Here is a 23902-nt window from a genome sequence, read left to right as displayed (position 1 = left end):
GAAGATTTCCAAGAAAATTTCTCGCTAAAAGAGATTAACGCGCCCGCAGCCCCGCCATCATCACGCTGAGCAGCCGCCGCGCGCCGGCGTCCCAGCCCGGTTGCTCGTAGCCGAGGCTCAGGCCGCTCATCATGCGCAGGATGTCCTCGAAGCCGATGTCCGCGCGGATGTCGCCGGCGGCGAGGGCGGTTTCGGTCAACCGCCGCAGCGCCGGCAGGATGGTCGCCCCCGAGCTGGCGTAGAGCCGCGAGCCCTCGCCCGGATCGGCGCGCAAGGCCGGGGCCACCACGCGCTTGGTGGCCATGTAGTCGATCAGTAGGCTCAGCCAGGCTTCCAGCGCCTCTCCCGCCGGGCGCCGCGCCAGCAGGTCGTCGGCGGCCTTGGCCAACTGGTCCAGCTCTCGGGAATAGACCGCCGCCACCAGGGCCTCGCGGGTGGGGAAGTGGCGGTAGAGCGTGCCGATGCCCACGCCGGCCCGTCGCGCGATGTCCTCCAGCGGCGCCTCGGCCCCGACCTCGCCGAAGGCCGTCTTGGCCGCCGTCAGCAACAGGTCGCGGTTGCGCAGGCTGTCGGCGCGCGGCTTGCGCGGGGCCTTCTCCACGGCGGTTTCGGAATCTTCGGACATCGACCTTGAAAAGCGGAGGTTGCCTCCGAATATGTATCCGGAGCCTTCCTCCATTTAATCCTCCGGATCGGCTCGGACAACAACCCTGCAAGGGATCGAGAGAGTCATGAGCACTTCCTTCGGCGCCAAATCCACCACTGACGACGTCCTGGCCGGCGTCGACCTCAAGGGCAAGCGTGTGCTGGTCACCGGCGTCTCGGCCGGCCTGGGCGTCGAGACCGCCCGCGCCCTGGCCGCCCACGGCGCCGATGTCGTCGGCGCGGCCCGCGACCTCAAGAAGGCCGAGGGCGCGACCGCCGTCGTCCGCGAGGCGGCGGCCAAGAGCGGCGGCTCGCTGCAACTGATCGAACTGGACCTGGCCGATCTCGCCAGCGTCCGCGCCGCCGCCGACGCCCTGGTGGCCGACGGCCGCGCCTTCGACCTGGTCATCGCCAACGCCGGGGTCATGGCCCCGCCGTTCGGCAAGACCGTCGACGGCTTCGAGACCCAGTTCGGCACCAACCACCTGGGCCACTTCGTGTTCGTCAACCGCATCGCTAGCCTGCTGAAGGCCGGGTCGCGCGTGGTGTCCCTGGCCTCGGCGGGGCACCGCTTCTCGGACGTCAATCTCGAGGACCCGAACTTCGAGACCACCGACTACGTGCCGTTCGAGGCCTATGGCCGCTCCAAGACCGCCAACATCCTGTTCGCCGTCGAGTTCGATCGTCGCCACAAGGAACGCGGCGTGCGGGCCGTGGCCGTGCATCCGGGCGGCATCCAGACCGAGCTGGCCCGCCACCTCGACCCGGCCTTCATCCAAGGCTGGATCGAGCAGCTGAACGCCCAGGCCGCGGCCCAGGGCCAGCCGCCCATCGAGTGGAAGACCATTCCGCAGGGCGCGGCCACCAGCGTCTGGGCCGGGGTCGTCGCCCCGGTCGAGACGGTCGGCGGCCTCTATTGCGAAGACTGTCACGTCGCGGAACTGGCCGAGGACGCCTCGCAGATCCGCGCCGGCGTCCGGAGCTACGCCCTCGACCCGGCCCATGCCCAGGCCTTGTGGGCGCTGAGCGAGAAGCTGGTCGGCGAGACGTTCTAGGTTCGCATGGCGGCGCCCGGGGCCTGTGTGTCTCGGGCGCGCTCGCGCTATCGTCGCTTCAGTTTCTTCAGCGCCGCCCGCATCGCCAGGGCCTGGGCGGCGGGCGGCTTGCCCGCGTCGCGCGCTTCCTGGCGCGCGGCCTCGGCGACCAGCGGCGCGGTGGCCGCGTCCAGCCGGTCGAAGGCCTCGTGAATCATGGCCGGCAATTGGCGTGGCTTGGGCTGGGGAACCAGCGCGGCGACCTTGCGGGCCTCGGCGGCCAGCTGGCCGCAGAGTCTGGCCTTGTCGCGGGCCTTGGCGATGACGGCCGGGTCGTCGCTGGCCTCGGCCAGGGCCCAGGCCGCGTCGATGGCGGCCATCAGCTTGGCTTGCAGGTCGGCGCACCAGGCGCTGGGGGCGGGGGACGGGCTCATGGGGAAGAGCATGAGGGCGCCGCGACAGGCGGGGATAAGAAACGGGTGTTTTTGTGTAAGGCGCTGTGAAGACTGGGAAAGTGTGGCGACGGAGCGGGGACAGGAGCGGGCGCAGCGATCCTTTTCTCCTCCCCCTCTTGGGGGAGGGGGACCGCCGAACGGCGGTGGAGGGGGTCTGCGCCGCGCCAATTGGGTCCGCGTTGTCCCCCTCCGTCACGGCGCGTATTCGCGCCGCGCCACCTCCCCCAGCAGGGGAGGAGAGCCGCGGGTCGCCCCGCCCCTGTGGATAACTTACGCCCCAAACCCCGCGCCCACGACCGCCCGCGCCGCGTCGGCCAGCACCGCGCTGCGCACGTCGTCATCCGCCGAGCCCTGGTCGTGGAAGGCCGCGACGAACAGCGGCTTGCGCCCCGGCGGCCAGATCACGGCGATGTCGTTGGTCTGGTCCCGGCCGTTGTTGCCGGTCTTGTCGCCGACCTTCCAGCCGCGCGGCAGGCCCGCCCGCAGGCGCTTGTCGCCGGTGCGGTTGGCCACGACCCAGGCGGTCAGTTGCTTGCGGGAGGCGGTCGACAGGGCGTCGGTGGTCAGCAGGGTCTTCCAGGTCTCGGCGATGGCCGTTGGCGTGGTGGTGTCGCGCGGATCGTCGGGGGCGCCGGTGTTGAGCTCGGGCTCGCGGCGGTCGCAGCGGGTGGTCTGGTCGCCCAACGCCCGCAGGAAGCGGGTCAGGTCGGTGGGGGCGCCCAGGGCGTCGAGCAGCAGATTGGCGGCGGCGTTGTCGCTGAGGGTGATGGTGGCCGCGCAGAGCTCGCCGATGGTCATGCCCCGAGCCAGGTGCTTCTCGACCGCCGGCGAATTGCCCATCAGCACCTCGCGGCCATAGGTCACCCGGCGGTCCAGGCGCTCCCGGCCTTGGTCGACGCGGCGCAGGATGGCCGCCGCCAGCGGCATCTTGAAGGTGCTGCACATGCGGAAGCGTTCGTCGCCGCGCCAGGCGAACCGACGGCCATCCTGGGTGTCCAGCACCGCCACCCCGAGGCGGCCGCCGCTGTGTCGCTCCAATTCGTTAATATGTGAGCTAAGGGCGGAGGGTGGCGGACTGGCGAAGACAGCGGCCTGGGACGGTACGGACGCGAGGACGGGCGCGGCCGCCAGGGCCGTCAGGAACATGCGACGATCGAGCATTGGTGGGTCTCCTTGCCCGCCGAACCTGCCCGGGGCTGGTCTTGGCCGCAAACGACGATACCTTGGCGGAGCCCCTAGCTGAATTTGGGTCTCTGGAGTTCCGGTCCGCATGAGCCGCGCCCAACTGCCGCTGAACGCCCTGCGCGCCTTCGAGGCCTCGGCCCGGCATCTGTCGTTCACCCGGGCGGCGATCGAGCTGTGCGTGACCCAGGCCGCCGTCAGTCACCAGGTGAAGGGACTGGAGGCCCGGCTGGGCGCGGCGCTGTTCCGCCGCCTGCCGCGCGGCCTGGCCCTGACCGACGAGGGCCTGGCCCTGCTGCCCAGCGTGCGGGACTCGTTCGACAAGCTGGGCGACGTGCTGGCCCGCTTCGAGGGCGGCCGGGTGCTGGAGGTCTTGAGCGTCGGGGTGGTGGGCACCTTCGCCGTCGGCTGGTTGCTGCCGCGCCTGCCGAGCTTCCGCGAGGCGCATCCGTTCGTCGACCTGCGGCTGTTCACCAACAACAACCGCACCGACCTGGCGGGCGAAGGGCTGGACTGCGCGGTGCGGTTCGGCGACGGGGCCTGGCACGGCACGGAGGCCGCGCCGCTGTTCGAGGCCCCGATGAGCCCGCTGTGCGCGCCGGCGGTGGCCGAGCGACTTTCCGATCCGACCGACCTGTTCGGCGAGACCCTGCTCCGCAGCTATCGCGCCGCCGACTGGCCGGACTGGTTCGCCGCCGCTGGCTTGTCGCCGCCGCCGATCCGTGGTCCGGTGTTCGACAGCTCCTGGGTGATGGTCGAGGCGGCTCTGCAGGGCGCCGGCGTGGCCCTGGCCCCGCCGATGATGTTCGAGCGTCATCTGCAGGAAGGACGCCTGATCCGGCCCTTCGAGACTCAGGTCAGCGCCGGCCGCTACTGGCTGACCTGGCTGAAGTCCAGGGGGCAGACTCCGGCTCTGCGGGCCTTCCAGGCGTGGCTTTCGAGCTTCCGCGAAAACTAAAAATCTTCGGAACCAATCTTCATCCGCTGCGCTTGCGCGCGGTATAGAAGTCAATGAAAATATCTTGAGTATCAATGGTCTAGCTTGACCCTGAAGCGCCGGAATCGCGCCCATCTTTGGTCAAGTTCTGCTGTCCGATTTGTCACCGCGAGCGTTGCAGGACGTCTCGCGCCCCCATTTTACGGACGAGACCCAAACAATGATAGCTAGCACGAAGACCATGATGGTCGCCGCCGCCCTGGTGATGGGCGGCCTGTCGGTCAGCGGCTGTGCGACCAAGAAATTCGTCAACCAGCAGGTCGGCCAGGTCGAGACGCGGGTCAGCGCTCACGACACCCAGATCGGCGAACTCGACAAGACCTCCAAGGACGCCCTGGATCGCGCCATCGCCGCCGGCAAGCTGGCCGAGGGCAAGTTCCAGTACGCCCTGGTGCTCAGCGACGACTCCGTGAAGTTCCCGGTCAACGCCGCGAACCTCTCGCCGGAAGCCGAACAGCGCCTGTCGGAATTCACCGAGAAGCTGAAGACCGACAACAAGAACGTCTACCTGGAAATCCAGGGTCACACCGACAATTCGGGCTCTAAGGAATACAACGACGAGCTCGGCGAAAAGCGCGCGGAAACCGTGCGCAAGTTCCTCAGCCAGCACGGCGTCGCCCTGAACCGCATGGCGACGATCTCGTATGGTCAGGACGCCCCGGTCGCCCCCAACGAAACGCGTGAGGGCCGGGCCCAGAACCGCCGCGTCGTGGTGATGGTGCTCAGCTAGTTTCCCGCGTTCCGGATGGGCTTTTCAGGTCGGCATCAAACCTGAAAAGCCCGTCAGGGCGGACTCGCCGGCGCGGGAGTGAGCGCCGCGCCGGCGAGCTTTCCGATCTTAGGCCTTGCGGAGGCGAGCCGCCGGCTCGCGACGCGACAGGTTCGGATAGAGCTTGGCCTTGGCGGCGAGGGCGCCCTCCCAGTCGGCGGCGTCCGGCAGCGACGGGATCGTCACCAGCTCGCCCTGGTCGAAGCCGGCCAGCGCCGCGTCGACCATGTCGTCGACGTCCATGATCGTGTTCGGATCCATCGCGTCGATGTCCGAGCCCGAGCGCTCCCAGATCTCGGTGCGCGTGGCGCCGGGCAGCACCGCCTGCAGGCGCACGGCCGAGTTGGCGAACTGCACGCGCAGGCCCTGGGTCAGGTAGGTCACGAAGGCCTTGGTCGCGCCATAGACCGGCATGCCCAGTTCCGGGATCAGCCCGACCACCGAGGCCAGGTTGATGATCGTCCCCTTGTCGCGGGGCACGAAGTTGCGCGCCGCCGCCGCCGCCAGGCGGGTCACGGCGGTGACGTTCAGCTGGATCATCTTCTCGAACGCGTCGGGATCGGTGGCCACGAAGTCGTTGGCGCCGGCGACGCCCGCGTTGTTGATCAGCGCCGTGATGGCCGCGTCGGTGGCCAGGCGCTGCTCGATCTTCAGCAGGTCGTCCTTGTCGGTCAGGTCGGCCTTGATGACCTCGACCTTGACGCCGGTCTGGCCGCGCAGACGCTCGGCCAGGGCGTTCAGGCGGGCCTCGTCGCGGGCGACCAGGATCAGGTCGTAGCCGCGCTTGGCCAGGCGGTCGGCATAGACCGCGCCGATGCCGGTGGAAGCGCCGGTGATCAGGGCCGCGCCCTTGGTGTTGGTGTCGCTCATCGTGTTAGTCCTCAGTGTCTCGCCAAGGCCCTGGTGGTCCGGCTTCCAGCTCTAGCTATGGGGTAACTTGCTTTTCGCAAGTGAGTGGCCAAATCTTTCGTCATGAGCAAATCTGAACGCCCTCCCACCCAATGTCCGGTCGGCCGCACGCTGGAGCGCGTGGGCGATGGCTGGACCCTGCTGATCCTGCGCGACGCGGCCCAGGGCCTGACCCGCTTCGACCAGTTCGAGAAGAGCCTGGGTGTCGCCCCCAACATTCTGACGAAGCGGCTGGCGGGGCTTGTCGAAAACGGACTTCTCGAGAAGCGCGCCTACAATGAGCGGCCGCCGCGCTATGAATATCTGCTGACGGACCTGGGCCGCGACTTCGCGCCGGTGCTGACGGCGATGCTGGCCTTCGGCAACCGCCACTTCGCCGTCGAGGGCGTGGCTGGCCAGCTGATCGACCGCGAGACGGGCCTGGCCGCCGAGCCGATCATGGTCGACCGGATCAGCGGCAAGCCGATCACCAACGAGCATTTCGCCTACGCCCCCGGACCGGCGGCCGGACCCGAGGTGCTGAACCGGGTGGCCTTCATGGCCGAGGGACGCGCCAAGGGGTGAAAAGGGCTTGCGCCGGACGAACTTGGCCGGAAACGTGCGCGCCTCGAAGTCGCGCTGTCCCCGGAGCTCGCATGCGCCTGTCTCTTGCTCTCGCCGCCGCCCTGATGGCCGCCGGGGTCGCCCAAGCCGAAACGCCGGCGCCCTCCACGGACCAGCCCCTGCTGCGCGTGATCGCCGCCGACGTCGACCCCAAGGCGCTGGAGAGCACTATCCGGTCGCTGGTTGGTTTCGGCACCCGCCATACCTTGTCGGACACCAAGTCGGACAAGCGCGGCATCGGCGCGGCCCGCCGCTGGACCAAGGCCCGCTTCGAGGCGATCTCCAAGGACTGCGGCGGCTGCCTGACGATCGAGACGCCCTCGCGGACCTTCACCGGCAAGCGCGCGCCGAATGGCGTCGTGGTGGAGGACGTCCTGGCCATCCAGAAGGGGACCAGCGATCCGAACCGGGTGATCATCATCGCCGGCCACATCGACAGCCGCGTCACCGACGTGATGGACTTCACCAGCGACGCGCCGGGGGCCAATGACGACGGGTCGGGCACGGCGGCGGTGATCGAGGCGGCGCGCGTGCTCAGCAAGCACAGGTTCCCGGCCACCCTGGTGTTCGCGGTGCTGTCGGGCGAGGAGCAGGGCCTCTACGGCGGCAAGGTGCTGGCCGACTACGCGCGCGCTCAGGGCTGGAAGGTCGAGGCCGACCTCAACAACGACATCGTCGGCAACAGTCGCGGCCAGAGCGGGGTGATCGACAACACCCACGTCCGCGTCTTCTCCGAAGGCGCCAAGGCCGTCGAGACGCCGGAGCAGGCCAACGGCCGCCGCTACAACGGCGGCGAGGTCGACAGCCCGTCGCGCAACCTCGCCCGCTTCCTGGATGGCCTGGCCGACCGCTACCTGACCAATTTCGACGTGATGATGGTCTATCGCACCGACCGCTACGGCCGGGGCGGCGACCAGGTTCCGCTGCTGGAGGCCGGCTATCCGGCCGTGCGCGTCACCGAGGCGGTCGAGAACTACGACCGCCAGCACCAGAACCTGCGCACCGAGAACGGCAAGCCCTATGGCGACGTGATCGAGGGCGTGGACTTCAATTATCTGGCCCAGGTCACGCGGCTGAACACCATCGCCATGGCCAGCCTGGCCTCGGCCCCGACGCCGCCGACGGACGTCAAGATCGCCGGCGCGGTCAGCCCCGACACCAAGGTCTCGTGGGCGCCGACGCCGGGCGCGGCCGGGCATCGGGTGTGGGGGCGCGGCACGACCGATCCGACCTGGCGCTTCAGCCGCTGGGTTCCGGACGCGGCGACGACCACGACGTTGAAGGACGTGGTGATCGACGACTTCTTCTTCGGGGTCTCGTCGGTCAGCGCCGACGGCTGGGAGAGCCCGGTCGTGTTCCCAGGGCCGGCGGGCAGCTTCGAGAGCCCGCCGCCGGCGCCCAAGACGCCTTAGGCGATCAGGTCCGGATCGTTCCGCTTCAGCCAGGCGGCGGCGTAGGAGCACAGCGGGGTGATCCGCATGCCTTCCGCGCGCGCCGTCTCGGCGACCTTGGTCATCAGCCGTCCGGCCGCGCCCGTGCCGCGCAGGGCCATGTCGGCCTCGACGTGCGGGATCACCAGCCGGTGTCCGGCGCGCTGATAGTCGGCCACGGCCAGCAGGCCGTCGACCTCCAGCTCGTAGCGGCTGAGTTCGGGGTTATGGCGGAAGGTGTCGGTCATGCAGTTTCCAACGCGAGTGAGGCCGAGGCGTTGCGATCCTCCCCCTGGCGGGGGAGGTGGCGCGAAGCGCCGGTGGGGGAAGATATGGGGACGTTCAACGCGACCTTCCCCCTCCGTCGCCTCTTCGAGCCGACACCTCCCCCGCTAGGGGGAGGATTTAAGCCTCAGACCAGCTCGATCGCCATCGCGGTGGCTTCGCCGCCGCCGATGCACAAGGACGCCAGGCCCTTGGTCTTGCCGCGCGCCTGCAGCGCCGAGATCAGGGTGCACAGGATCCGCGCGCCCGAGGCGCCGATCGGATGGCCCAGGGCGCAGGCGCCGCCGTTGACGTTCAGCTTGTCCGGATCGAAGCCCAGTTCCTGCTGGGCGACCATCGGCACCACGGCGAAGGCCTCGTTGATCTCGAACAGGTCGACGTCCTCGACCGACCAGCCGGCCTTCTTCAGCGCTTTCCGCATGGCCGGGACCGGGGCGGTGGCGAACAGGGACGGCTCGTGGGCGTGGGCGGCGTGGCTGACCACCCGGGCCAGGATCGGCAGGCCCATGGCCTTGGCGACGCTCTGCCGGGTCATGACCAGGGCGGCGGCGCCGTCGCTGATCGAGGAGCTGTTGGCCGCCGTGACGCCGCCGTCGCGGCTGAAGGCCGGGCGCAGGGTCGGGATCTTGGCCGGATCGGCCTTGACCGGCTGCTCGTCGGTGTCGACCACCTCGGTCCCCTTGCGGCTGACGACGGTGACCGGGGTGATCTCGGCTTTGAAGGCCCCGCTCTCGACGGCGGCCTTGGCCTTCATCAGGCCCTTGGTCGCGTAGTCGTCCATGGCCTCGCGGGTGAACTGGTACTGGGCCGCGGTGTCCTCGGCGAAGGCGCCCATCAGCTTGCCGGGGGTGTAGGCGTCCTCCAGCCCATCCAGGTACATGCTGTCCCACAGCTGGTCGTGTCCGATGCGGGCCCCGCCGCGGTGCTTGGACATCAGGTAGGGCGCGCCGGTCATGCTCTCCATGCCGCCGGCCACCACGACATCGACCGAGCCGGCCTTGAGGGCGTCGTGGGCCAGGATCGCGGCCTGCATGCCGCTGCCGCACATCTTGTTGACGGTGGTGGCTTCGACCGAAAGCGGCAGGCCCGCGCCCAGCGCCGCCTGGCGGGCCGGCGCCTGGCCGAGGCCGGCCGGCAGTACACAGCCCATGAAGATCTGCTCGATCTTGTCGCCCGCGACGCCAGCCCGCGCGATGGCGGCCTTGACCGCCGTCGCGCCCAGCTCGGTGGCCTTCACCCCGCCCAGGGCGCCCTGGAAGCCGCCCATCGGCGTTCGGGCGTAGGAGACGATGACGACGGGATCGGACGCGGACATGGTTTAGCTCCCTGAAGACGTATTCGAGGCGAGATAGGCCTTCATCCGCCCGCACAGGGCAAGAGGCTTGCGATGCCGTGATGAGAAGGGGCGAGGCGTCATCAGAGAAAAACTCGAGTGACGCCTCGCCAGGTGGCAACCGAGAGAGTCAATTGCGATAAAAAACCTACTTCGGTTCATCTTCAAACGCAACGCTCTCTTGCTTTCCCTCGCGGAACGTCTCAACCTCACGAAATGGGCCGCACTGCTGACTATACGAACGAACGTTGCTCGGTCGCCGCCACGCTGGAAGTCGTGGGCGATCCGTGGACCCTGCTGATCCTGCGCGACGCCTTCGCCGGGGTGAAACGCTTCGAGCAGTGGCAGGAACGGCTGGGTGTCGCCCGCAACGTCCTGGCCGCTCGCCTGAAGACCCTGGTCGCCCACGGGGTCATGGAAACCCGCCGCTATTCCGAGCGTCCGCCGCGCCACGAATACTGGCTGACCGAGAAGGGCCTAGCCCTGTCGCCGGTGCTGCTGACCATGTCGGAGTGGGGCGACCGCTACGTCTATGGCCGCGACAAGTCGCCGGTGCTGTTCACCCACAAGGGTTGCGGTTGCGCCTTCCACCCGGTCCTGGCCTGCGAGCAATGCGGCGAGGTCGTTCAACGCGGCGACCTGGAGCGCGGCGCGCCGCTCCAACGGGGGCTGACCGTGGGCGAGGCGCTGGAAGCCACCAAGATCGCGGCGGAATGAGCCGCTACAGGTTCCACGTTCACCTTACCAAGCCGGAATACCGCCTGGTCACCGCCGGCGGCGCGCCGTTTCCGGCGGCAGGACGCGAGCAAGACTGGCGTTTCACCCGCGCCCGCGAGCGCGCGGACACCAATCCCGATGTGGCGCGGCTGGTCGACGAGACCGGCTACTGCCTGTTCCGGATCGGCCTGACGTTCGACGCGATCGACTGAGCTCGACCGTCCCCGCGCGCGCCGTACCGGCTTTTCATCCGCCTGCGGTCATTCACCATTTTTGGAAATGATTAACCGCGAACCTTAGCCATTCTTTGGCGTCTGCCTGCGAAAACAGTCCCATCAGATTTGAACGCCGCAAGGGGCAGCTAACCATGAAATTCTCGATCGCGATCGCCGCGGGTATCGCCGGCAGCTTCTTCGTCGCTCAGGCCGCTTCGGCCGCCGGCGGCTTCGAAGACCAAATGGGCCGTTGCCTGCAGCAGTTCGCGAACACCCGCGACGCCGCTCAGGTGATGCTGGAATGCACCGCCGACGCCGGCAAGCTGTCGGACTGCAAGGTCGTCGACAACAGCGCCGCCGGCAAGGGTTTCGACAAGGCCGCCATGTGCATCGCCGAGAAGCTGCCGATGGGCGCCAAGACCGGTTCGGTGAAGGTTCCCTTCCGCTTCCCGGGCGGCGCGTAAGCATCGCTTCGTCAGCTTGACGCAGAAAGCCCCCGTCGGTTCGCCGGCGGGGGCTTTTCGTATTTCGGCCGAGCTGTCCGAACCGGCGGGTCATCGGATGACTATGGTCGCTGGCCATCCTGGATCCAGCGATCGGGACGCCCGTCAGGCCTCCTGGAGGTCCATCGTCCGCGTCGTGCCGGCGATAAAACCGCCGCCCAGCACACGCTCGGGATCGGCCGGATCGTAGAGCACGCAGGCCTGGCCGGGCGCCACGCCTTCCTCGGCGCCGTCGAACAAGACGCAGACCTCGCCGTCGCGGATCGCCAGGCGGCCGGCGACGGGCTCACGGGTCGAGCGGACGCGGGCCAGCACGGGCTGGCCGTCCTGCGCCGCCGCTTCCAGGCTGTCCTGGCCGCCCAGCCAGCTGCCTTCCTTGAGGGTGAGGGCGGCGGTCAGCAGCGCCTCGCGCGGACCGACGATGACCTGGCGCTTGTCGGCGTCGATCTTCACCACGAACAGCGGGTCGCCGACGGCGATGTTCAGGCCCCGGCGCTGACCGATGGTGTAGCGGGTCACGCCTTCGTGGCGGCCCAGCACACGGCCGTCCAGGTGCACGACATCGCCCGCTTCCGCGCCTTGCGGGCGGATGCGGTCGATCACCGTGGTGTACTTGCCCTCGGGCACGAAACAGATGTCCTGGCTGTCGGGCTTGTCGGCGATGGCCAGGCCAAGCCCCGCGGCGACGGCGCGCACGGTGGGCTTGTCCATGCCGCCCAGCGGGAAGCGCAGGAAGTCCAGCTGGTCGCGCGTGGTGGCGAACAGGAAGTAGCTCTGGTCCTTGGCCGGGTCGGCGGCGCGACGCAGCTGCGGACGGTTGCCGCCACCCGCGAACGCGCGCTGGACGTAGTGTCCGGTGGCCATGGCCTCGGCGCCCAGGTCGCGGGCCACGTCCAGCAGGTCGCGGAACTTGACGGTCTGGTTGCAGCGCACGCACGGGATCGGCGTCTCGCCGCGCAGATAGGCGTCGGCGAACTCCTCGATGACCTGTTCGCGGAAGCGGCTTTCGTAGTCCAGCACGTAGTGCGGTATGCCGATGCGCTCGGCGGCCATGCGGGCGTCCAGGATGTCCTGGCCGGCGCAGCAGGCGCCCTTCTTGGTGATCGCCGCGCCGTGGTCGTAGAGCTGCAGGGTGACGCCGACGACGTCATAGCCGGCGCGGGCCAGCAGGGCGGCGGTGACCGTGGAGTCCACGCCGCCGGACATGGCCGCGACGATCCGCGTCCCCTCCGGCAGGCCGACGGCCGCGCGCACCTGTTCGACCGCGCGCGCGATGAGCGAGTCGGCGTCGTTCGTGGCGGCGGGGGTCAGCAAGTCGGCGTCCATCGCCGCCATATAGCGGTTGATGGCCGGTTTTGCGAGGTTGGGGGAGGGCGGCTTGTCGCCGCCCCCTACTTCAGTACGTTCAGCAGCGACGAGGCCTGCAGGCTGGAGAACACCTGGGCCGAGGCCTGGACGGCCAGCTTGGCGGCTTCCAGGCGGGTCACGGCGTCGGCCATGTCGACATCGGTGATGCCGCCGACCATGCCGGTCAGGGTGTCGGCCTGGTTCGACAGGTCGGCGGTCGCGGCCTCGAAGCGCTTCTGGGTCACGCCGTTCTTGCCCTGCAGGTCGACCACGCCCTTCTGGGCGGTGTCGAACGTGGACAGCAGGCCGGTCAGGAACTGGACCTGGGTGTCGTTCAGCTTGCCGCTGAAGTCGCCGTTGGCGTCGACATAGGCCTGAACCTGCTTGAAGGCGTCGAACACGGTCGTACCGATCGCGTCGCCCAGCACGCCGGTCTTGGCGTTGGTCTGCTCGTCGATGCGGTTGGTGGTGATGTACTGGTCGTTGTGGAACAGGTCGGCGGTGGTCGGCGCGGCGGTCAGGTCGGCCATGGTGGTCGCCGAGGTCGTGGCCGTGTCGGTCTTGGCGCCGGAGAACACGTAGAGTCCGTTCGACTTGGTGTTCAGCCCCTGGATCACGTCGCCGAAGCTGGCCTGCATCTGCTGCATCAGGGTGGTGGCGTTGCCGGCGGCCAGGGCGTTGGCGATGGCCTCGCGGGCCTTCTGGGTTCCGTCGGCCACGCGGCCGAGGCCCGTGTCCTGCATCTCCAACCGGTTTCCGACCTGCTTCGACTGGTCGAGCAAGCCGTTGATCCGGTTCTGGGTGCCACGCATGGCGGTCAGGATCTCGGCGTTCTTGGCGTAGCCTTTCAGGTCATTGGCGACCTTCTGGCTCGACACCTGGGCGCCCACGTCATTCTGGCGGATCTGCGCCTTCATGAGGTTAGACGTCATGATGTTGTAGTTCTGAACCGTTGAGACGCGGGTCATGGCTTACCTCAGGATTCCGGTGAGCACGTCGAACATGTCCTTGGTCGCCTGGATCAGGCGGGCCGAGGCATTGAAGGCTTGCTGGTAGGTGGTCAGGTTGATCAGTTCTTCGTCGAGGTTCACGCCCTCTTCCGACTGCCGCTGGCTGTCGACCTCGCTGGACACCGCGTCGGCGGCGTCCTTGCGGTTGGCGGCGGTGGCGGACTTACGGGCGATCGAGCCGCTGAAGTCCGAGGCGTAGCGGTTGACGCTCATATTGACGGCCGAGGCGTCGCCGGCGGCCGAGAAGCCGGCGGCGTTGTCGCCGGACTTGGCCAGGGCCAGGGCTCCGCGTCCGTCGCCAACGGCCAGGGCGGGGTTGCCGCCGACGGCCTGGGTCAGGTCCAGCTGGGCCAGGGGCAGCAGCTTCGGGTTCTCGTTCATCGCCTGACTGACGAAGAATTTCTCGCCCCGGGTGCTGCGTTCGGCCGGGCCCAGGCCGAAGAGCTGGCTGACGGACGGGCCGCCGACGCCGCGTTCAGTGGTGTCGGCCTGGATCGACATCGACACCGGCGTCGTCCCGTTCGAGGTGAAGCCGATCTGGCCCTTGGCGTTCAGCGAGAACTGGCCGTAGAGGCCCACGCCCGAGGCGCGCGAGTTCAGCGCGTCCAGCATGTCCTGCATCGTGCCGCTCGCGGGGGGGAGGGGGGGCGCGACGACGATGTCGCGGATGCGGCCGCCTTCGACGTCGGTCAGGCGGATGGTCATCGAGCCCGAAGTGAAGCCGTGCGGATCGGCCGACGTCAGGCCCGTCTCGTACGGCGAGTAGCCGTTGGTGCGGATGATGTCGTTCAGGCCGAAATAGTGGCTGAAACCCTTGCCGGCCTTGCTCGACGGGCTGGTCGCGTCGTCCTGGACGGCCACGCCCAGGCCGCCGCTTCCGGTCAGGGTCATGGCCCCGCCCGAGAAGCCGGCCGCGCCCATGCCGCCCATGGCGGTGTTCAGCTGGGCCATGAAGTCGGACGGGTTGAAGCTGGGCCCGGCCGCGCCGTCGACGCTCATCGTGCCGGCGTCGAAGTCGATGTCGATCCGGCGCTGGATGACGCCGCTGCTGTCGGTCAGGGCGATCGTGGTCTTGCCGGTGAAGCCGGTCATGGCCGCGGTGTCGTCCAGACCGGTGTTGCGGCCGGTCATGCTGGTCGGGGCGGGCACCGACGAGGCGGCGTTGGCGGCGCGGTTGATCTCCTCGGCCGCGCGCGAAGTGAATTCGCCCAGCTGGTCGGACAGGTTGACCAGCTCGGTGTTGCGCACGTCCAGCAGACCCTTGATCTCGCCGCTGGAGATGTTCAACGGCGTGGGCTGCACCGAGCCGTTGGCCAGTTGCACGGTCAGGTAGCCCGTGGCGGTGGCCGAGGTCTGGTAGGTCATCTTGGCCGCGCCGTCGCCGGCCAGGGGCAGGCCTTCGGTCGAGCGGACATAGACCCCGCCCAGCTGCCGGGGCGTGACCTGGACGTTCATCAGCTTGGACAGTTCGTCGACCAGGCTGCTCTGGACGTTCTCGGCGCCGGTGGCGTCGGCCCCGGCCACCTTGGCGCGGGTGATGTCGGTGTTGAGGCCGTCGATCTGGCTCAGCAGGTCGTTGACGCGGTCGACATCGGCCGAGATGCGGGTGTCGGCGTCCTTGCCCAGCTTGGACAGCGACGAGGTGATACGGCTGGATTCACTGAGGAAGTCGTCCACCCGCGTCAGCGCCTGGGTGCGCAGCAGGGACGAGGACGGATCGTCCTGGGCCGACGAGAAGGCCGAGAAGATGTCGTCCAGGGTCGAGAAGAAGCTGCTGTCGCCGCTGGGATCGCCGAACAGCTGCTGGGCGCGGTTGAGGGTGTCGGCCACCACGGAGGTGCGGCCGCTGTCCGAGGCGGCGTTGAGGCTGGCCGACTGCAGGAAGCGGTCGGTCGCGCGCTTGATGGCGTCGATGCTGACGCCCACCCCCATGCCGTTGGACAGCAGGTTCGACTGGCTGATCGTCTTGCGGACGTAGCCGGTGGTGTTGACGTTGGCGATGTTGTCCGAGGTGACGCGCAGACCCGTCTGCGCGGCCATCATGCCGGACGTCGCCGTGTTCATGATCGCATTCAGCGACATGCGGCAGCTCCCCTAGAAGTGGGCGTCGAGGGCGACACCGCCCCCAAAGCCCACTTCGAACTTGTGTAGATCGAGCCTGCTCATCGAAACCCGACGGAAAGGTCCGGCTTCGACAGGCTCGTGCTGGGCAAACCGCGCAACGCAGGGCGCGTCGTTGCCCGGCCAAACTTGCCGGGTCACGCAGGGAATGGAGTTCCCGATATTTGCCAAGCTATTGAAATTCATTGCGAAAAGTTCCGGCGGTCGGAAGTTCGACGAGGGATCATGCGCAAGGACGGCGCCAACTGGCCCCGCGACCGGGCGACGCGGCAACTCCCGTCCCTTTCGACCGGGCGGGCCCGGCAAAAAGCGCCGCACGGAGAGCGATTTTGCTTCGTAAACAAGCCATTAAGATGAGCTAAAATAAAGGCTTGAGGCCATTTCGGCGAGTTGGCCCGACCGTTGCGTAAGGAGGCCGGACAAAGGCGTGTTCGTCATGGACCGCCGTCTCAACCGAGCAACGACTGCGAATGACCGCGATCGCCGCACCCACCGCCGCTCTTCCCGCCGCGCCGCCTCCGGCCGCGAACGGCAAGTCGCCGGGCGACGGCTTCGACGCCCTGTTGGCCATCGCCGGCAAGAACGATGAGGCTCCCGCGCCCCGCGCCCCGTCGCGTACGGAGTCGAAGAGCGACGCTCGCGATGACGACCGTGACACCAGGGCGGCCGACAAGCCGACCAGGACGGACGGCAAGACCGACACCAAGCGCGCCGACCGCGCCGACAGGGCCGACAGGGCCGATGACGCTCAGGACGCCAAGGCCGCTCAGGACTCCAGGAAGGCCGACGCCGCCGACGCCAAGGCCTCGGACAAGGCCGACGGCGGCAAGGACGGCAAGAGCGACGCCGCGGACAACAAGGCCTCGGACAAGGACGCCGACCAGAAGGATGACGCGGCGAACGCCGCCGACGCCGCGGCCCAGGCCGCCGCCACCCTGATCGCCGCCATGACCGCGCCGGTCCAGGCTCCGGTCTCCGTTGAAGCCGCCGCCGACGCTCAGCCGGCCGCGGACGCGACGGCCGCCGTCGCCAATCAGGCCGTCGATTTCGCCGCCGCCGTGCAAACGGCCCAGACCCAAGCCCAGGTGACCGCGCCGGTCGCCGCCGAAGCCGCTCAGCCCGCCTCGACCCAGCAGCAGACCGCCGCCGTTCAGGCGCCGGTCCAGACGGCCACGCCGGCCGCCGCCGCGCCGGAAGGTCAGGCCGTCGACGCCGCCGCGCTCGAGGCTCTGGCCGCCCTCGCCAGCGACGAAGCGACCCCGGTCTCGACCGACGACCTGACCGCGCCCAAGGCTGTCGACGCCAAGGCCGGCGACGCCAAGACCGCCGACGCGGCCAAGGCCGCCGCCCCCCAGCCGGCCGCCCCGCAAGCGCCCGTGGCCCCGGTCGCCGCGCCGGCCGTCCAGGTCGCCGCGGAGGTGATCGAGGCGCCGGTGGTCGAGGCCGCTCCGGTCGTCGCCGAGACCGTTGCCGCCGCCGAGGCCGCCGAGCCGGAAGCCGCCCAGACCACGACCAAGACCGCCGAGGCTCCCAAGGCCGCGCCGTCGCCGCTGGCCGCCCAGGCCAAGGCCGCCGACGCGGTGGCCGTCGAGACCGCCCAGGCCGTCACCGCCGTCGCCGCGGACAAGGGGGAAACGACCACCGACGCCAAGGGCTCGGACAAGGCCGCCGCGACGATCGCTTCGGTCGAAGCGCCGGCCGCCGCCGCGGCCGCCGCCGCCGTCGACACCAACGCCATGGCCGTCCCGGCTCCGGTCGCCCAGGCTCAGGCCGCCAGGGCCGCCGCGCCGGCCGCGGCACCCGCCCCAGTGCGCGGTTCGCCCGAGACCGTCGCGGCCCTGTCGGCCGAGATCCTCAAGCGCGCGGACAAGGCCACCCGCTTCGACGTGACCCTGACCCCGGATAACCTGGGCAAGGTCGACGTGCGCATCGAGATCGGCCGCGACGGCGCGATGACCGCCTCGATGAGGTTCGACACCGTCCATGCCGCGCAGGAACTGCGCAGCAAGGCGGGCGAGCTGCGCCAGGCCCTGAACGACGCCGGCTTCAGCGTCGCCGACAATGGCCTGTCGTTCGACGTCTCCAGCCAGAACAACGGCCAGAATTCCAACCCCTTCCTCGCTTTCCAGGACTTCGGCGACCAGGGACGGCGCGCCTTCTCGGGCCGCGCCTTCCAGGCCTCGCTGACCGGCGAGGAAGACATCGCCATCGCCCCCGCTGACCTGCTGCCCGGCCTGAAGACGGTCGCCGACAGCGGTCTCGACATCCGCATCTAAGGAAGGACCGAGTCATGGCCTCCGCCGTCTCGTCTCAGAACACCTCTTCGGTCCTCGACAAGATCAACAACTCGCGCACGTCGCTCGCCAACAACGAGCAGACGTTCCTGAAGCTGCTGACCGTCCAGTTGAAGAACCAGGACCCGCTTTCGCCCACCGACACGACCCAGATGACCAGCCAGATCACGCAGATGACGGGCGTCGAGCAGCAACTGGTCACCAACGACCTGCTGGCCGCCCTGGTCGGCATGAACACCGGCACGGGCCTGTCGGAGGGCGTCAACATGATCGGCAAGCAGGTCACCGCGACCACCGACAACTCGACCCTGAAGGACGGCAAGGCGGTCTTCTCTTGGAGCCAGCCGGGCGGTTCGACCTCGCTGACCGTCGAAGTGAAGAACGCCGCCGGCAAGGTGGTCCGCACGCTACACCCCGACGACCAGAAGAGCGGCGACCACACCATCACCTGGGACGGCAAGGACGACAGCGGCGCCCAGCTGGAAAACGGCGGCGTCTACACCATCGCCGTCACCGCCAAGGGCGCCGACGGCAAGGAAATCAAGGCGACGAAAATCAAGGGCCGCACCGAAGGCGTGGTCACGGCGGTCGACAACTCCACAGGCTCGCCGCAGGTCATCATCAACGGCAAGCCGGTCCCCATCGACAACGTCATCGGCGTCACCGCCGTGGCCGCCAACTCCGACACCAAGACGGACGACAAGACGGACGACAAGACGGACACCAAGACGGAAGACAAAGCCGCCTAGGCCTCCCGCCATCCTATCGAACGGGCGTCAGAATGACGCCGACGCGGTCCCCGGAAGACGGTCTTCCCCCGGACCCAAACGCAAACAGCGCTGAACCCTTCGAACCCCATTTAGAAGCAGGAATTCAGTCATGAGCATCAACAGCGCCATGCTCGCCGGCGTCTCCGGCCTGATCGCCAACTCGTCGGCCCTGGCCGCGATCTCGGACAACATCGCCAACGTCAACACCGTCGGCTACAAGCGCTCCAGCGCCAACTTCTCGACCCTGGTGACCTCGGGCTCGAAGAACCAGGCCTACAGCGCCGGCGGCGTGAAGGCTCAGACGCACCAGTACGTCAGCCAACAGGGTCTGACCCAGTCCACCACCTCGAACCTCGACCTGTCGATCTCGGGTTCGGGCTTCTTCGTCACCACCGAGAAGCCGGAAAACCTGACGGCGACCGACACCCGCTCGTTCACCCGCGCCGGTTCGTTCCAGCTGGACAACCTGGGCTACCTGCGCAACGACGCCGGTCTCTACCTGCAGGGCTGGCTAGCCGATCCGGTCAGCGGCATGATCACGCCCGACCCGTCGGACCTGATGCAACTGTCGTCGATCAACGTCGGCAGCGTCGGCGGCACGGCCGAGAAGACCACCCGCGTCGGCATCAACGCCAACCTGCGCTCGGAACAGCCGGTCGCCGCCGCCGTCTCGTACAAGGTCGGCACCGCCGGCTCGCCGTCGAAGCCCAACGTCCAGGACGACAAGCTGGTCAACCACAACTTCGACGTCGTCTACAGCTCGACGGGTTCGGCCAATCCGGCCGCCTCGGGCGACAACGAATACCTGGTCGACATCAAGGAAAACGGCGTGATCGTCGCCAGCGGCAAGGTCGGCTACGACGCGGCGACAGGCGCGCTGAACAGCTCGACCATCGACTACAAGGGCGCGGCCACGCCGGCCGGCAACCTGACGGACACGGCGATTAACGCCGCGGGCGACAAGGTTATCCTGGCCGACCTTGGTCTGATGACCGACGCCGATGTCAAGCTGGGCAAGCTGTACGATCCGTCGACCTGGTCGATGTCGGACTACGCCCTCGACAACACCAAGGGCGTCAAGCCGGACTTCGAGATCCAGGTTCCGCTGTCGGACTCCAAGGGCGGCCAGCGCACGGTCACCCTGTCGCTGCTGAAGGGACCCGGCCCCAACGAGTGGTACGCCGAACTGCGCGCCAAGCCGGGCGACCTGGCCAACAACGCCAACGGCCTGATCAGCACGGGCGTGGTGAAGTTCACCACCGACGGCAAGCTGCAGAGCACGGGCAACCTGTTCGGCGGCACCAACCCGACCTCGATCTCGCTCAAGGCCTCGGGCACCCCGCTGGTGGTCCAGCCGGCCCCGCCGGCCCCGCAACTGCCGCAGCCGCCGATCTGGGCCGACAGCTTGGGCATCGACACCCAGGACGTCCAGATCGACCTGGCCAACGCCGCCGGCGGCCTGACCCAGTACAACAGCCAGTCGGTCGTCCAGTCGGTGAACACCAACGGCACCGCCTTCGGCAACCTGACCAATATCGAAGTGGATGACGACGGCTACGTCTCGGCCATCTTCGACAACGGCGTCACCCGCCGGATCGCCCAGGTCGCCGTCGCCACCTTCTCGAACCCGAACGGCCTGAAGGGCGTGAACGGCAACGCCTATCGCGTCACCAACGAAAGCGGCACCTACAGCCTGAAGGCTCCGGGCCAGGGCGGGGCCGGTGGTCTGGCGCCCTCGACGCTGGAAGCTTCGACAGTCGATCTGTCTACTGAGTTCACGGGGCTGATCACCACGCAACGCGCCTACTCGGCGTCGTCGAAGATCATCACGACCGCCGATCAGATGCTTGAAGAACTTCTGAATATTAAGCGCTGATCATAGGGATTAACGCTCTTTAATTCTTGTGTTTCACATCGAGACACTACGAACTGCTAAGGGAGCCACTCTGTTCAGGCCTTCTTTACTATTGGGATTAAGTCGCTGTTATTAGGCGGCGCCTATAGTGGCCTTCAACAGTGATGGTTGTGGGAAAGGCGTAAAGCCATGTTGCAACAGCAGCGCACGAACAGCCGGGGTGAAAAGTACGTTATCGGTCCGACCGGTGCGCCTCTTACCCTGTCCGATCTGCCGCCGCCGGAGACCCAACGTTGGGTTATCCGTCGTAAAGCCGAGGTCGTGGCCGCCGTCCGCGGGGGCCTGCTCTCGCTCGACGAGGCTTGCGATCGTTATAAGCTGACCAACGAGGAGTTCCTCGCGTGGCAGCAGTCGATCGACCGGCACGGCCTGGCGGGCCTGCGGACCACCCGGATCCAGCAGTACCGTTAAGGGCCGCTCGTTAGGCCATGGGGTGCGATATTATGACCGCCCCTTGCTCTTCCCGAGAACCCCGAGGCCTTGCGCCACAAGGGTTTGAAGACGTTCAGCGGCCGCTCCCGAAAGGGGGCGGCCGCGACGTTTTGGCGCCGTCCCGGCCGCCTTCCCGACCCAGATATAAACGCCTCGTTTACCTTGTACTGGGTAAATCCTGCCTACCGGCGGGCGGTTCTCGTTCGCCTGCCGGTTCCTCCTCGCGGAGGGGCGTGGGATCAAGGGTGAGGCTTCGTGGAAAGCTTTCTGGGTTCGATCAAGCAGTTTGGCGTCGGCCGTCTGGCCGCGATGCTCGGCGTTGGCGCCGGCGTCGTCGCGGTCTTGGTGGCCCTCGTCATGTTCATGGGCAAGGAGCCCAATGAGCTGCTGTATTCGAACCTGGACCTGAAGGAAGCCTCGCAGGTCACCCAGGCGCTGGACCAGGCGGGCATCAAGTACGAGACCAAGGGCGACGGCTCGACGATCATGGTGGCGCGCGACAAGGTCGCCAGCGCCCGCCTGATGGTGGCCGGCAAGGGTCTCGTGAGCTCCGGCTCCATCGGCTACGAAATCTTCGACGGCAACAACGCGCTGGGCCAGACCGACTTCGTCCAGCAGCTGAACCGTCAGCGCGCCCTACAGGGCGAGCTGGAACGCACGATCAAGGCCATGCAGGGCGTCAACAGCGTCCGCGTCCACCTGGTGCTGCCCAAGCGCCAGCTGTTCGAGGAAGACGCCGAGCAACCGTCCGCCGCCGTGACCATCGGCGTCGGCTCGCGCGAGCCGTCTTCGGAAATGGTCCGCGCCATCCAGAACCTGGTCTCGTCGTCGGTCCCGAACATGAAGGCCGAGAAGGTCGCGGTCATCGACCAGCACGGCAAGACCCTGTCGGCGCCCAGCGACGACAGCCTGGCCGGCAAGATGGCCGAGGATCGCCGCACCGAAGCCGAGGCCCGCATCGCCAAGACCGTCAAGGACATGATCGAAGGCGTGCTCGGCCCGGGCAAGGCCCGCGTCAACGTCACCGCCGACCTCGACCTGAACCGCGTCACCACCCAGGAGGAGAAGTTCGACCCGGACGGCCAGGTCGTCCGCTCGGAAAGCACCAACGAACAGGGCAACAGCGAGACCAAGAACGACGACACCTCGGGCGTCACCGCGACCGCGAACGTGCCGGGGCAGGGCGGCGCCAACGGCTTCCAGCAGTTGGGCTCGCGCTCGAACGCCAACGAGAGCGTCACCAACTACGAGATCTCCAAGTCGGTCACCACGACCGTCCGCGAGCCGGGCGCGATCCGCAAGGTCGCCGTGGCCGTGGCCATCGACGGCGTCACCGCCCCTCCGGGCAAGGACGGCAAGCCGGGCGCCTATACCCCGCGCACGGCTCAGGAGATCGCGCAGATCGAAGAGCTGGTGAAGACCGCCGTGGGCTTCGACGCCCAGCGCGGCGATCAGGTGAAGGTCACCAACATCAAGTTCCCGCAGCCCGAAGACCAGGGCCTGGAGAAGCAAGGCCTGCTGGCCGGCTTCGACAAGAACGACATCATGCGCTTCGCAGAACTGGGCATCCTGGGCGTCGTGGCCCTGCTGGTCCTGCTGTTCGCGGTCCGCCCGTTCATCAAGAACCTGTCGACGCCGGCGCCGGGCCCGATGGCCCTGGCCGGTCCCGGCGGCCAGGTGACCCGCTTGGTCACCCTGTCGGACGGCACCCAGCAGCAGGTCGTGGTCGACCAGTCGGGTGAGCCAATCGCCATCGCCGGTCCGGTCTCCGACATCGACTCGCGCATCGATATCGCCAAGATCGAGGGCCAGGTTAAGGCTTCGTCGATCAAGCGGGTGTCAGAGTTCGTCGAAAAGCATCCGGAGGAATCGGTCGCGATCCTCCGTAACTGGCTGCACGAGTCGACCTGATGGCCATGAAAGTCGCCGTCAACGATATCAAGAACCTCTCGGGGCCGGAAAAGGCCGCGATCGTTCTGCTCGCCCTTGGTGAAGATCACACCAAGATCTGGGAAGCCCTGGACGACGAGGAAATCAAGGAAGTCTCCCAGGCCATGGCCGGTCTCGGCACGGTCTCGGCCAGCGTCGTCGAGGATCTGCTGGTCGAGTTCGTCTCGGGCATGAGCGCGACCGGCGCGATCATGGGTTCGTACGAGCAGACCCAGCGCCTGCTGGCCTCCTTCATGCCTCAGGAGAAGGTCGACGCCCTGATGGAAGAGATCCGCGGTCCGGCGGGTCGAACCATGTGGGACAAGCTGGGCAACGTGAACGAGGCGGTGCTCGCCAACTACCTGAAGAACGAATACCCGCAGACCGTCGCGGTGGTGCTGTCGAAGGTGAAGAGCGATCACGCCGCCCGCGTGCTGGCCTGCCTGCCGGAAGACTTCGCCCTGGAATGCGTCACCCGCATGTTGCGGATGGAGCCGGTGCAGCGCGAGATCCTCGACAAGATCGAGATGACCCTGCGCACCGAATTCATGTCGAACCTGGCGCGCACGTCCAAGCGCGACAGCCACGAGATGATGGCCGAGATCTTCAACAACTTCGACCGCCAGACCGAAGCCCGCTTCATCGCGGCCCTGGAAGAGCGAAACCGCGAGGCGGCCGAACGCATCCGGGCCCTGATGTTCGTGTTCGAGGACCTGTCGAAGCTGGACCCGGGCGGCATCCAGACCCTGCTGCGCGGCACGCCGAAGGAACAGCTGGCCCTGGCCCTGAAGGGCGCCTCGGACAAGCTGCGCGACATGTTCTTCTCCAACATGTCGGAGCGCGCCGCCAAGATCATGCGCGAGGACATGGAGAGCATGGGCCCGGTGCGCCTGAAGGACGTCGACGCCGCTCAGGTGGGCATGGTGCAGGTCGCCAAGGATCTGGCCGCCAAGGGCGAGATCATGCTGGCCGGCTCCGGCGGCGACGACGAGCTGATCTACTGAGGC

At 68.0% G+C, this 23902-nt stretch carries 23 protein-coding genes; 14 read left to right on the top strand and 9 right to left on the bottom strand.

The window, feature by feature from the left end; translation table 11 throughout:
- Positions 1-34 precede the first annotated feature (34 nt).
- Entirely contained in the window at positions 35-625 is a 591-nt protein-coding gene (locus tag AC07R7_RS03695) for a TetR/AcrR family transcriptional regulator (RefSeq protein WP_492882765.1), read from the bottom strand.
- Positions 626-731: 106 nt separating this feature from the next.
- Here AC07R7_RS03695 and AC07R7_RS03690 point away from each other — a divergent pair, with 106 nt between their 5' ends.
- Positions 732-1700: an SDR family NAD(P)-dependent oxidoreductase gene (locus AC07R7_RS03690; protein WP_494634173.1), complete on the top strand. Its 969-nt coding sequence runs from the start codon at positions 732-734 to the stop codon at positions 1698-1700.
- A 47-nt stretch (positions 1701-1747) separates the two neighbouring features.
- Here the strand turns inward: AC07R7_RS03690 and AC07R7_RS03685 are convergent, their stop codons facing one another.
- The gene (locus tag AC07R7_RS03685; RefSeq protein WP_492882769.1) at positions 1748-2113 is read right to left on the bottom strand and encodes a hypothetical protein; all 366 of its coding nucleotides are present in this window, start codon (positions 2111-2113) and stop codon (positions 1748-1750) included.
- A gap of 291 nt (positions 2114-2404) precedes the next feature.
- Positions 2405-3295, bottom strand: a complete 891-nt coding sequence (gene bla / locus AC07R7_RS03680; protein ID WP_494634172.1) for a class A beta-lactamase — start codon at positions 3293-3295, stop codon at positions 2405-2407.
- Between the two features lie 109 nt (positions 3296-3404).
- Here bla and AC07R7_RS03675 point away from each other — a divergent pair, with 109 nt between their 5' ends.
- Together AC07R7_RS03675 and AC07R7_RS03670 are read left to right on the top strand one after the other, a co-directional pair.
- Positions 3405-4274 (top strand): LysR family transcriptional regulator, encoded by an 870-nt coding sequence (locus AC07R7_RS03675; RefSeq protein ID WP_494634171.1) that lies wholly within the window; start codon positions 3405-3407, stop codon positions 4272-4274.
- A 199-nt stretch (positions 4275-4473) separates the two neighbouring features.
- Positions 4474-5043, top strand: coding sequence for an OmpA family protein (locus AC07R7_RS03670; RefSeq protein ID WP_492835670.1), 570 nt, complete (start codon positions 4474-4476; stop codon positions 5041-5043).
- 108 nt (positions 5044-5151) lie between these two features.
- Here AC07R7_RS03670 and AC07R7_RS03665 read toward each other — a convergent pair whose 3' ends face one another.
- A complete protein-coding gene (locus tag AC07R7_RS03665) occupies positions 5152-5952 on the bottom strand; it encodes an SDR family NAD(P)-dependent oxidoreductase (RefSeq protein WP_494634170.1) in 801 nt (266 codons plus the stop codon).
- A gap of 102 nt (positions 5953-6054) precedes the next feature.
- Between AC07R7_RS03665 and AC07R7_RS03660 the strand changes: the two genes are divergently transcribed.
- Positions 6055-6555, top strand: a complete 501-nt coding sequence (locus AC07R7_RS03660; RefSeq protein ID WP_494634169.1) for a winged helix-turn-helix transcriptional regulator — start codon at positions 6055-6057, stop codon at positions 6553-6555.
- A 71-nt stretch (positions 6556-6626) separates the two neighbouring features.
- Positions 6627-8006 carry a M20/M25/M40 family metallo-hydrolase gene (locus AC07R7_RS03655; protein ID WP_494634168.1) on the top strand — a complete coding sequence of 460 codons (1380 nt, stop codon included), beginning with the start codon at positions 6627-6629 and terminating at the stop codon, positions 8004-8006.
- Here the strand turns inward: AC07R7_RS03655 and AC07R7_RS03650 are convergent.
- Both AC07R7_RS03650 and AC07R7_RS03645 read right to left on the bottom strand, forming a co-directional pair.
- Positions 8003-8272: a GNAT family N-acetyltransferase gene (locus AC07R7_RS03650; protein WP_295113621.1), complete on the bottom strand. Its 270-nt coding sequence runs from the start codon at positions 8270-8272 to the stop codon at positions 8003-8005. The genes AC07R7_RS03655 and AC07R7_RS03650 overlap by 4 nt on opposite strands.
- Positions 8273-8436: 164 nt before the next feature.
- Positions 8437-9624 (bottom strand): acetyl-CoA C-acyltransferase, encoded by a 1188-nt coding sequence (locus AC07R7_RS03645; RefSeq protein WP_494634167.1) that lies wholly within the window; start codon positions 9622-9624, stop codon positions 8437-8439.
- A 234-nt stretch (positions 9625-9858) separates the two neighbouring features.
- On the opposite strand from AC07R7_RS03645, the gene AC07R7_RS03640 reads away from it, so the two are divergent.
- The 3 genes from AC07R7_RS03640 to AC07R7_RS03630 all read left to right on the top strand — a co-directional run bounded on the left by AC07R7_RS03640 (position 9859) and on the right by AC07R7_RS03630 (position 11038).
- On the top strand, positions 9859-10359 hold the full coding sequence (locus AC07R7_RS03640; protein WP_492835658.1) for a winged helix-turn-helix transcriptional regulator: 501 nt from the start codon (positions 9859-9861) through the stop codon (positions 10357-10359).
- The gene (locus tag AC07R7_RS03635) at positions 10356-10571 is read left to right on the top strand and encodes a hypothetical protein (RefSeq protein WP_494634166.1); all 216 of its coding nucleotides are present in this window, start codon (positions 10356-10358) and stop codon (positions 10569-10571) included. Before AC07R7_RS03640 ends, AC07R7_RS03635 begins: the two co-directional genes overlap by 4 nt.
- A gap of 155 nt (positions 10572-10726) precedes the next feature.
- Positions 10727-11038 carry a hypothetical protein gene (locus AC07R7_RS03630; RefSeq protein ID WP_099580748.1) on the top strand — a complete coding sequence of 104 codons (312 nt, stop codon included), beginning with the start codon at positions 10727-10729 and terminating at the stop codon, positions 11036-11038.
- Between the two features lie 144 nt (positions 11039-11182).
- On the opposite strand, the gene mnmA is transcribed toward AC07R7_RS03630, so the two are convergent.
- From mnmA to flgK, 3 genes are all read right to left on the bottom strand, one after another.
- A complete protein-coding gene (gene mnmA, locus AC07R7_RS03625; RefSeq protein ID WP_494634165.1) occupies positions 11183-12403 on the bottom strand; it encodes a tRNA 2-thiouridine(34) synthase MnmA in 1221 nt (406 codons plus the stop codon).
- Between the two features lie 65 nt (positions 12404-12468).
- On the bottom strand, positions 12469-13392 hold the full coding sequence (locus AC07R7_RS03620; RefSeq protein WP_492882784.1) for a flagellin: 924 nt from the start codon (positions 13390-13392) through the stop codon (positions 12469-12471).
- A 3-nt stretch (positions 13393-13395) separates the two neighbouring features.
- The gene (gene flgK, locus AC07R7_RS03615; RefSeq protein ID WP_492882787.1) at positions 13396-15516 is read right to left on the bottom strand and encodes a flagellar hook-associated protein FlgK; all 2121 of its coding nucleotides are present in this window, start codon (positions 15514-15516) and stop codon (positions 13396-13398) included.
- A 509-nt stretch (positions 15517-16025) separates the two neighbouring features.
- Between flgK and AC07R7_RS03610 the strand changes: the two genes are divergently transcribed.
- The 6 genes from AC07R7_RS03610 to fliG all read left to right on the top strand — a co-directional run bounded on the left by AC07R7_RS03610 (position 16026) and on the right by fliG (position 23899).
- Entirely contained in the window at positions 16026-17831 is a 1806-nt protein-coding gene (locus AC07R7_RS03610) for a flagellar hook-length control protein FliK (protein ID WP_494634164.1), read from the top strand.
- A gap of 14 nt (positions 17832-17845) precedes the next feature.
- Positions 17846-18598, top strand: coding sequence for a flagellar hook assembly protein FlgD (locus tag AC07R7_RS03605; protein ID WP_494634163.1), 753 nt, complete (start codon positions 17846-17848; stop codon positions 18596-18598).
- Between the two features lie 130 nt (positions 18599-18728).
- Positions 18729-20495, top strand: a complete 1767-nt coding sequence (gene flgE, locus AC07R7_RS03600; RefSeq protein WP_492882793.1) for a flagellar hook protein FlgE — start codon at positions 18729-18731, stop codon at positions 20493-20495.
- 168 nt (positions 20496-20663) lie between these two features.
- Positions 20664-20945 carry a CtrA inhibitor SciP gene (sciP, locus tag AC07R7_RS03595; RefSeq protein ID WP_047410412.1) on the top strand — a complete coding sequence of 94 codons (282 nt, stop codon included), beginning with the start codon at positions 20664-20666 and terminating at the stop codon, positions 20943-20945.
- Positions 20946-21221: 276 nt separating this feature from the next.
- Positions 21222-22877 carry a flagellar basal-body MS-ring/collar protein FliF gene (gene fliF, locus AC07R7_RS03590; RefSeq protein ID WP_494634162.1) on the top strand — a complete coding sequence of 552 codons (1656 nt, stop codon included), beginning with the start codon at positions 21222-21224 and terminating at the stop codon, positions 22875-22877.
- A complete protein-coding gene (gene fliG / locus AC07R7_RS03585; RefSeq protein WP_492882798.1) occupies positions 22877-23899 on the top strand; it encodes a flagellar motor switch protein FliG in 1023 nt (340 codons plus the stop codon). The genes fliF and fliG overlap by 1 nt, the downstream gene beginning before the upstream one ends.
- Positions 23900-23902: the final 3 nt, after the last annotated feature.

The organism is Caulobacter sp. GW821-FHT05F04 (genome assembly GCF_059419665.1).
Note: the sequence above shows the minus strand (reverse complement) of the source record. Positions and strands in the feature narration are given on the sequence as shown.

Excerpts from the sequence above, each read along its gene's own strand:
- AC07R7_RS03695 (WP_492882765.1), bottom strand. The coding sequence starts at position 625 with ATGTCCGAAGATTCCGAAACCGCCGTGGAGAAGGCCCCGCGCAAGCCG.
- AC07R7_RS03690 (WP_494634173.1), top strand. The coding sequence starts at position 732 with ATGAGCACTTCCTTCGGCGCCAAATCCACCACTGACGACGTCCTGGCC.
- AC07R7_RS03685 (WP_492882769.1), bottom strand. The coding sequence starts at position 2,113 with ATGAGCCCGTCCCCCGCCCCCAGCGCCTGGTGCGCCGACCTGCAAGCC.
- bla (WP_494634172.1), bottom strand. The coding sequence starts at position 3,295 with ATGCTCGATCGTCGCATGTTCCTGACGGCCCTGGCGGCCGCGCCCGTC.
- AC07R7_RS03675 (WP_494634171.1), top strand. The coding sequence starts at position 3,405 with ATGAGCCGCGCCCAACTGCCGCTGAACGCCCTGCGCGCCTTCGAGGCC.
- AC07R7_RS03670 (WP_492835670.1), top strand. The coding sequence starts at position 4,474 with ATGATAGCTAGCACGAAGACCATGATGGTCGCCGCCGCCCTGGTGATG.
- AC07R7_RS03665 (WP_494634170.1), bottom strand. The coding sequence starts at position 5,952 with ATGAGCGACACCAACACCAAGGGCGCGGCCCTGATCACCGGCGCTTCC.
- AC07R7_RS03660 (WP_494634169.1), top strand. The coding sequence starts at position 6,055 with ATGAGCAAATCTGAACGCCCTCCCACCCAATGTCCGGTCGGCCGCACG.
- AC07R7_RS03655 (WP_494634168.1), top strand. The coding sequence starts at position 6,627 with ATGCGCCTGTCTCTTGCTCTCGCCGCCGCCCTGATGGCCGCCGGGGTC.
- AC07R7_RS03650 (WP_295113621.1), bottom strand. The coding sequence starts at position 8,272 with ATGACCGACACCTTCCGCCATAACCCCGAACTCAGCCGCTACGAGCTG.
- AC07R7_RS03645 (WP_494634167.1), bottom strand. The coding sequence starts at position 9,624 with ATGTCCGCGTCCGATCCCGTCGTCATCGTCTCCTACGCCCGAACGCCG.
- AC07R7_RS03640 (WP_492835658.1), top strand. The coding sequence starts at position 9,859 with ATGGGCCGCACTGCTGACTATACGAACGAACGTTGCTCGGTCGCCGCC.
- AC07R7_RS03635 (WP_494634166.1), top strand. The coding sequence starts at position 10,356 with ATGAGCCGCTACAGGTTCCACGTTCACCTTACCAAGCCGGAATACCGC.
- AC07R7_RS03630 (WP_099580748.1), top strand. The coding sequence starts at position 10,727 with ATGAAATTCTCGATCGCGATCGCCGCGGGTATCGCCGGCAGCTTCTTC.
- mnmA (WP_494634165.1), bottom strand. The coding sequence starts at position 12,403 with ATGGACGCCGACTTGCTGACCCCCGCCGCCACGAACGACGCCGACTCG.
- AC07R7_RS03620 (WP_492882784.1), bottom strand. The coding sequence starts at position 13,392 with ATGACCCGCGTCTCAACGGTTCAGAACTACAACATCATGACGTCTAAC.
- flgK (WP_492882787.1), bottom strand. The coding sequence starts at position 15,516 with ATGTCGCTGAATGCGATCATGAACACGGCGACGTCCGGCATGATGGCC.
- AC07R7_RS03610 (WP_494634164.1), top strand. The coding sequence starts at position 16,026 with ATGACCGCGATCGCCGCACCCACCGCCGCTCTTCCCGCCGCGCCGCCT.
- AC07R7_RS03605 (WP_494634163.1), top strand. The coding sequence starts at position 17,846 with ATGGCCTCCGCCGTCTCGTCTCAGAACACCTCTTCGGTCCTCGACAAG.
- flgE (WP_492882793.1), top strand. The coding sequence starts at position 18,729 with ATGAGCATCAACAGCGCCATGCTCGCCGGCGTCTCCGGCCTGATCGCC.
- sciP (WP_047410412.1), top strand. The coding sequence starts at position 20,664 with ATGTTGCAACAGCAGCGCACGAACAGCCGGGGTGAAAAGTACGTTATC.
- fliG (WP_492882798.1), top strand. The coding sequence starts at position 22,877 with ATGGCCATGAAAGTCGCCGTCAACGATATCAAGAACCTCTCGGGGCCG.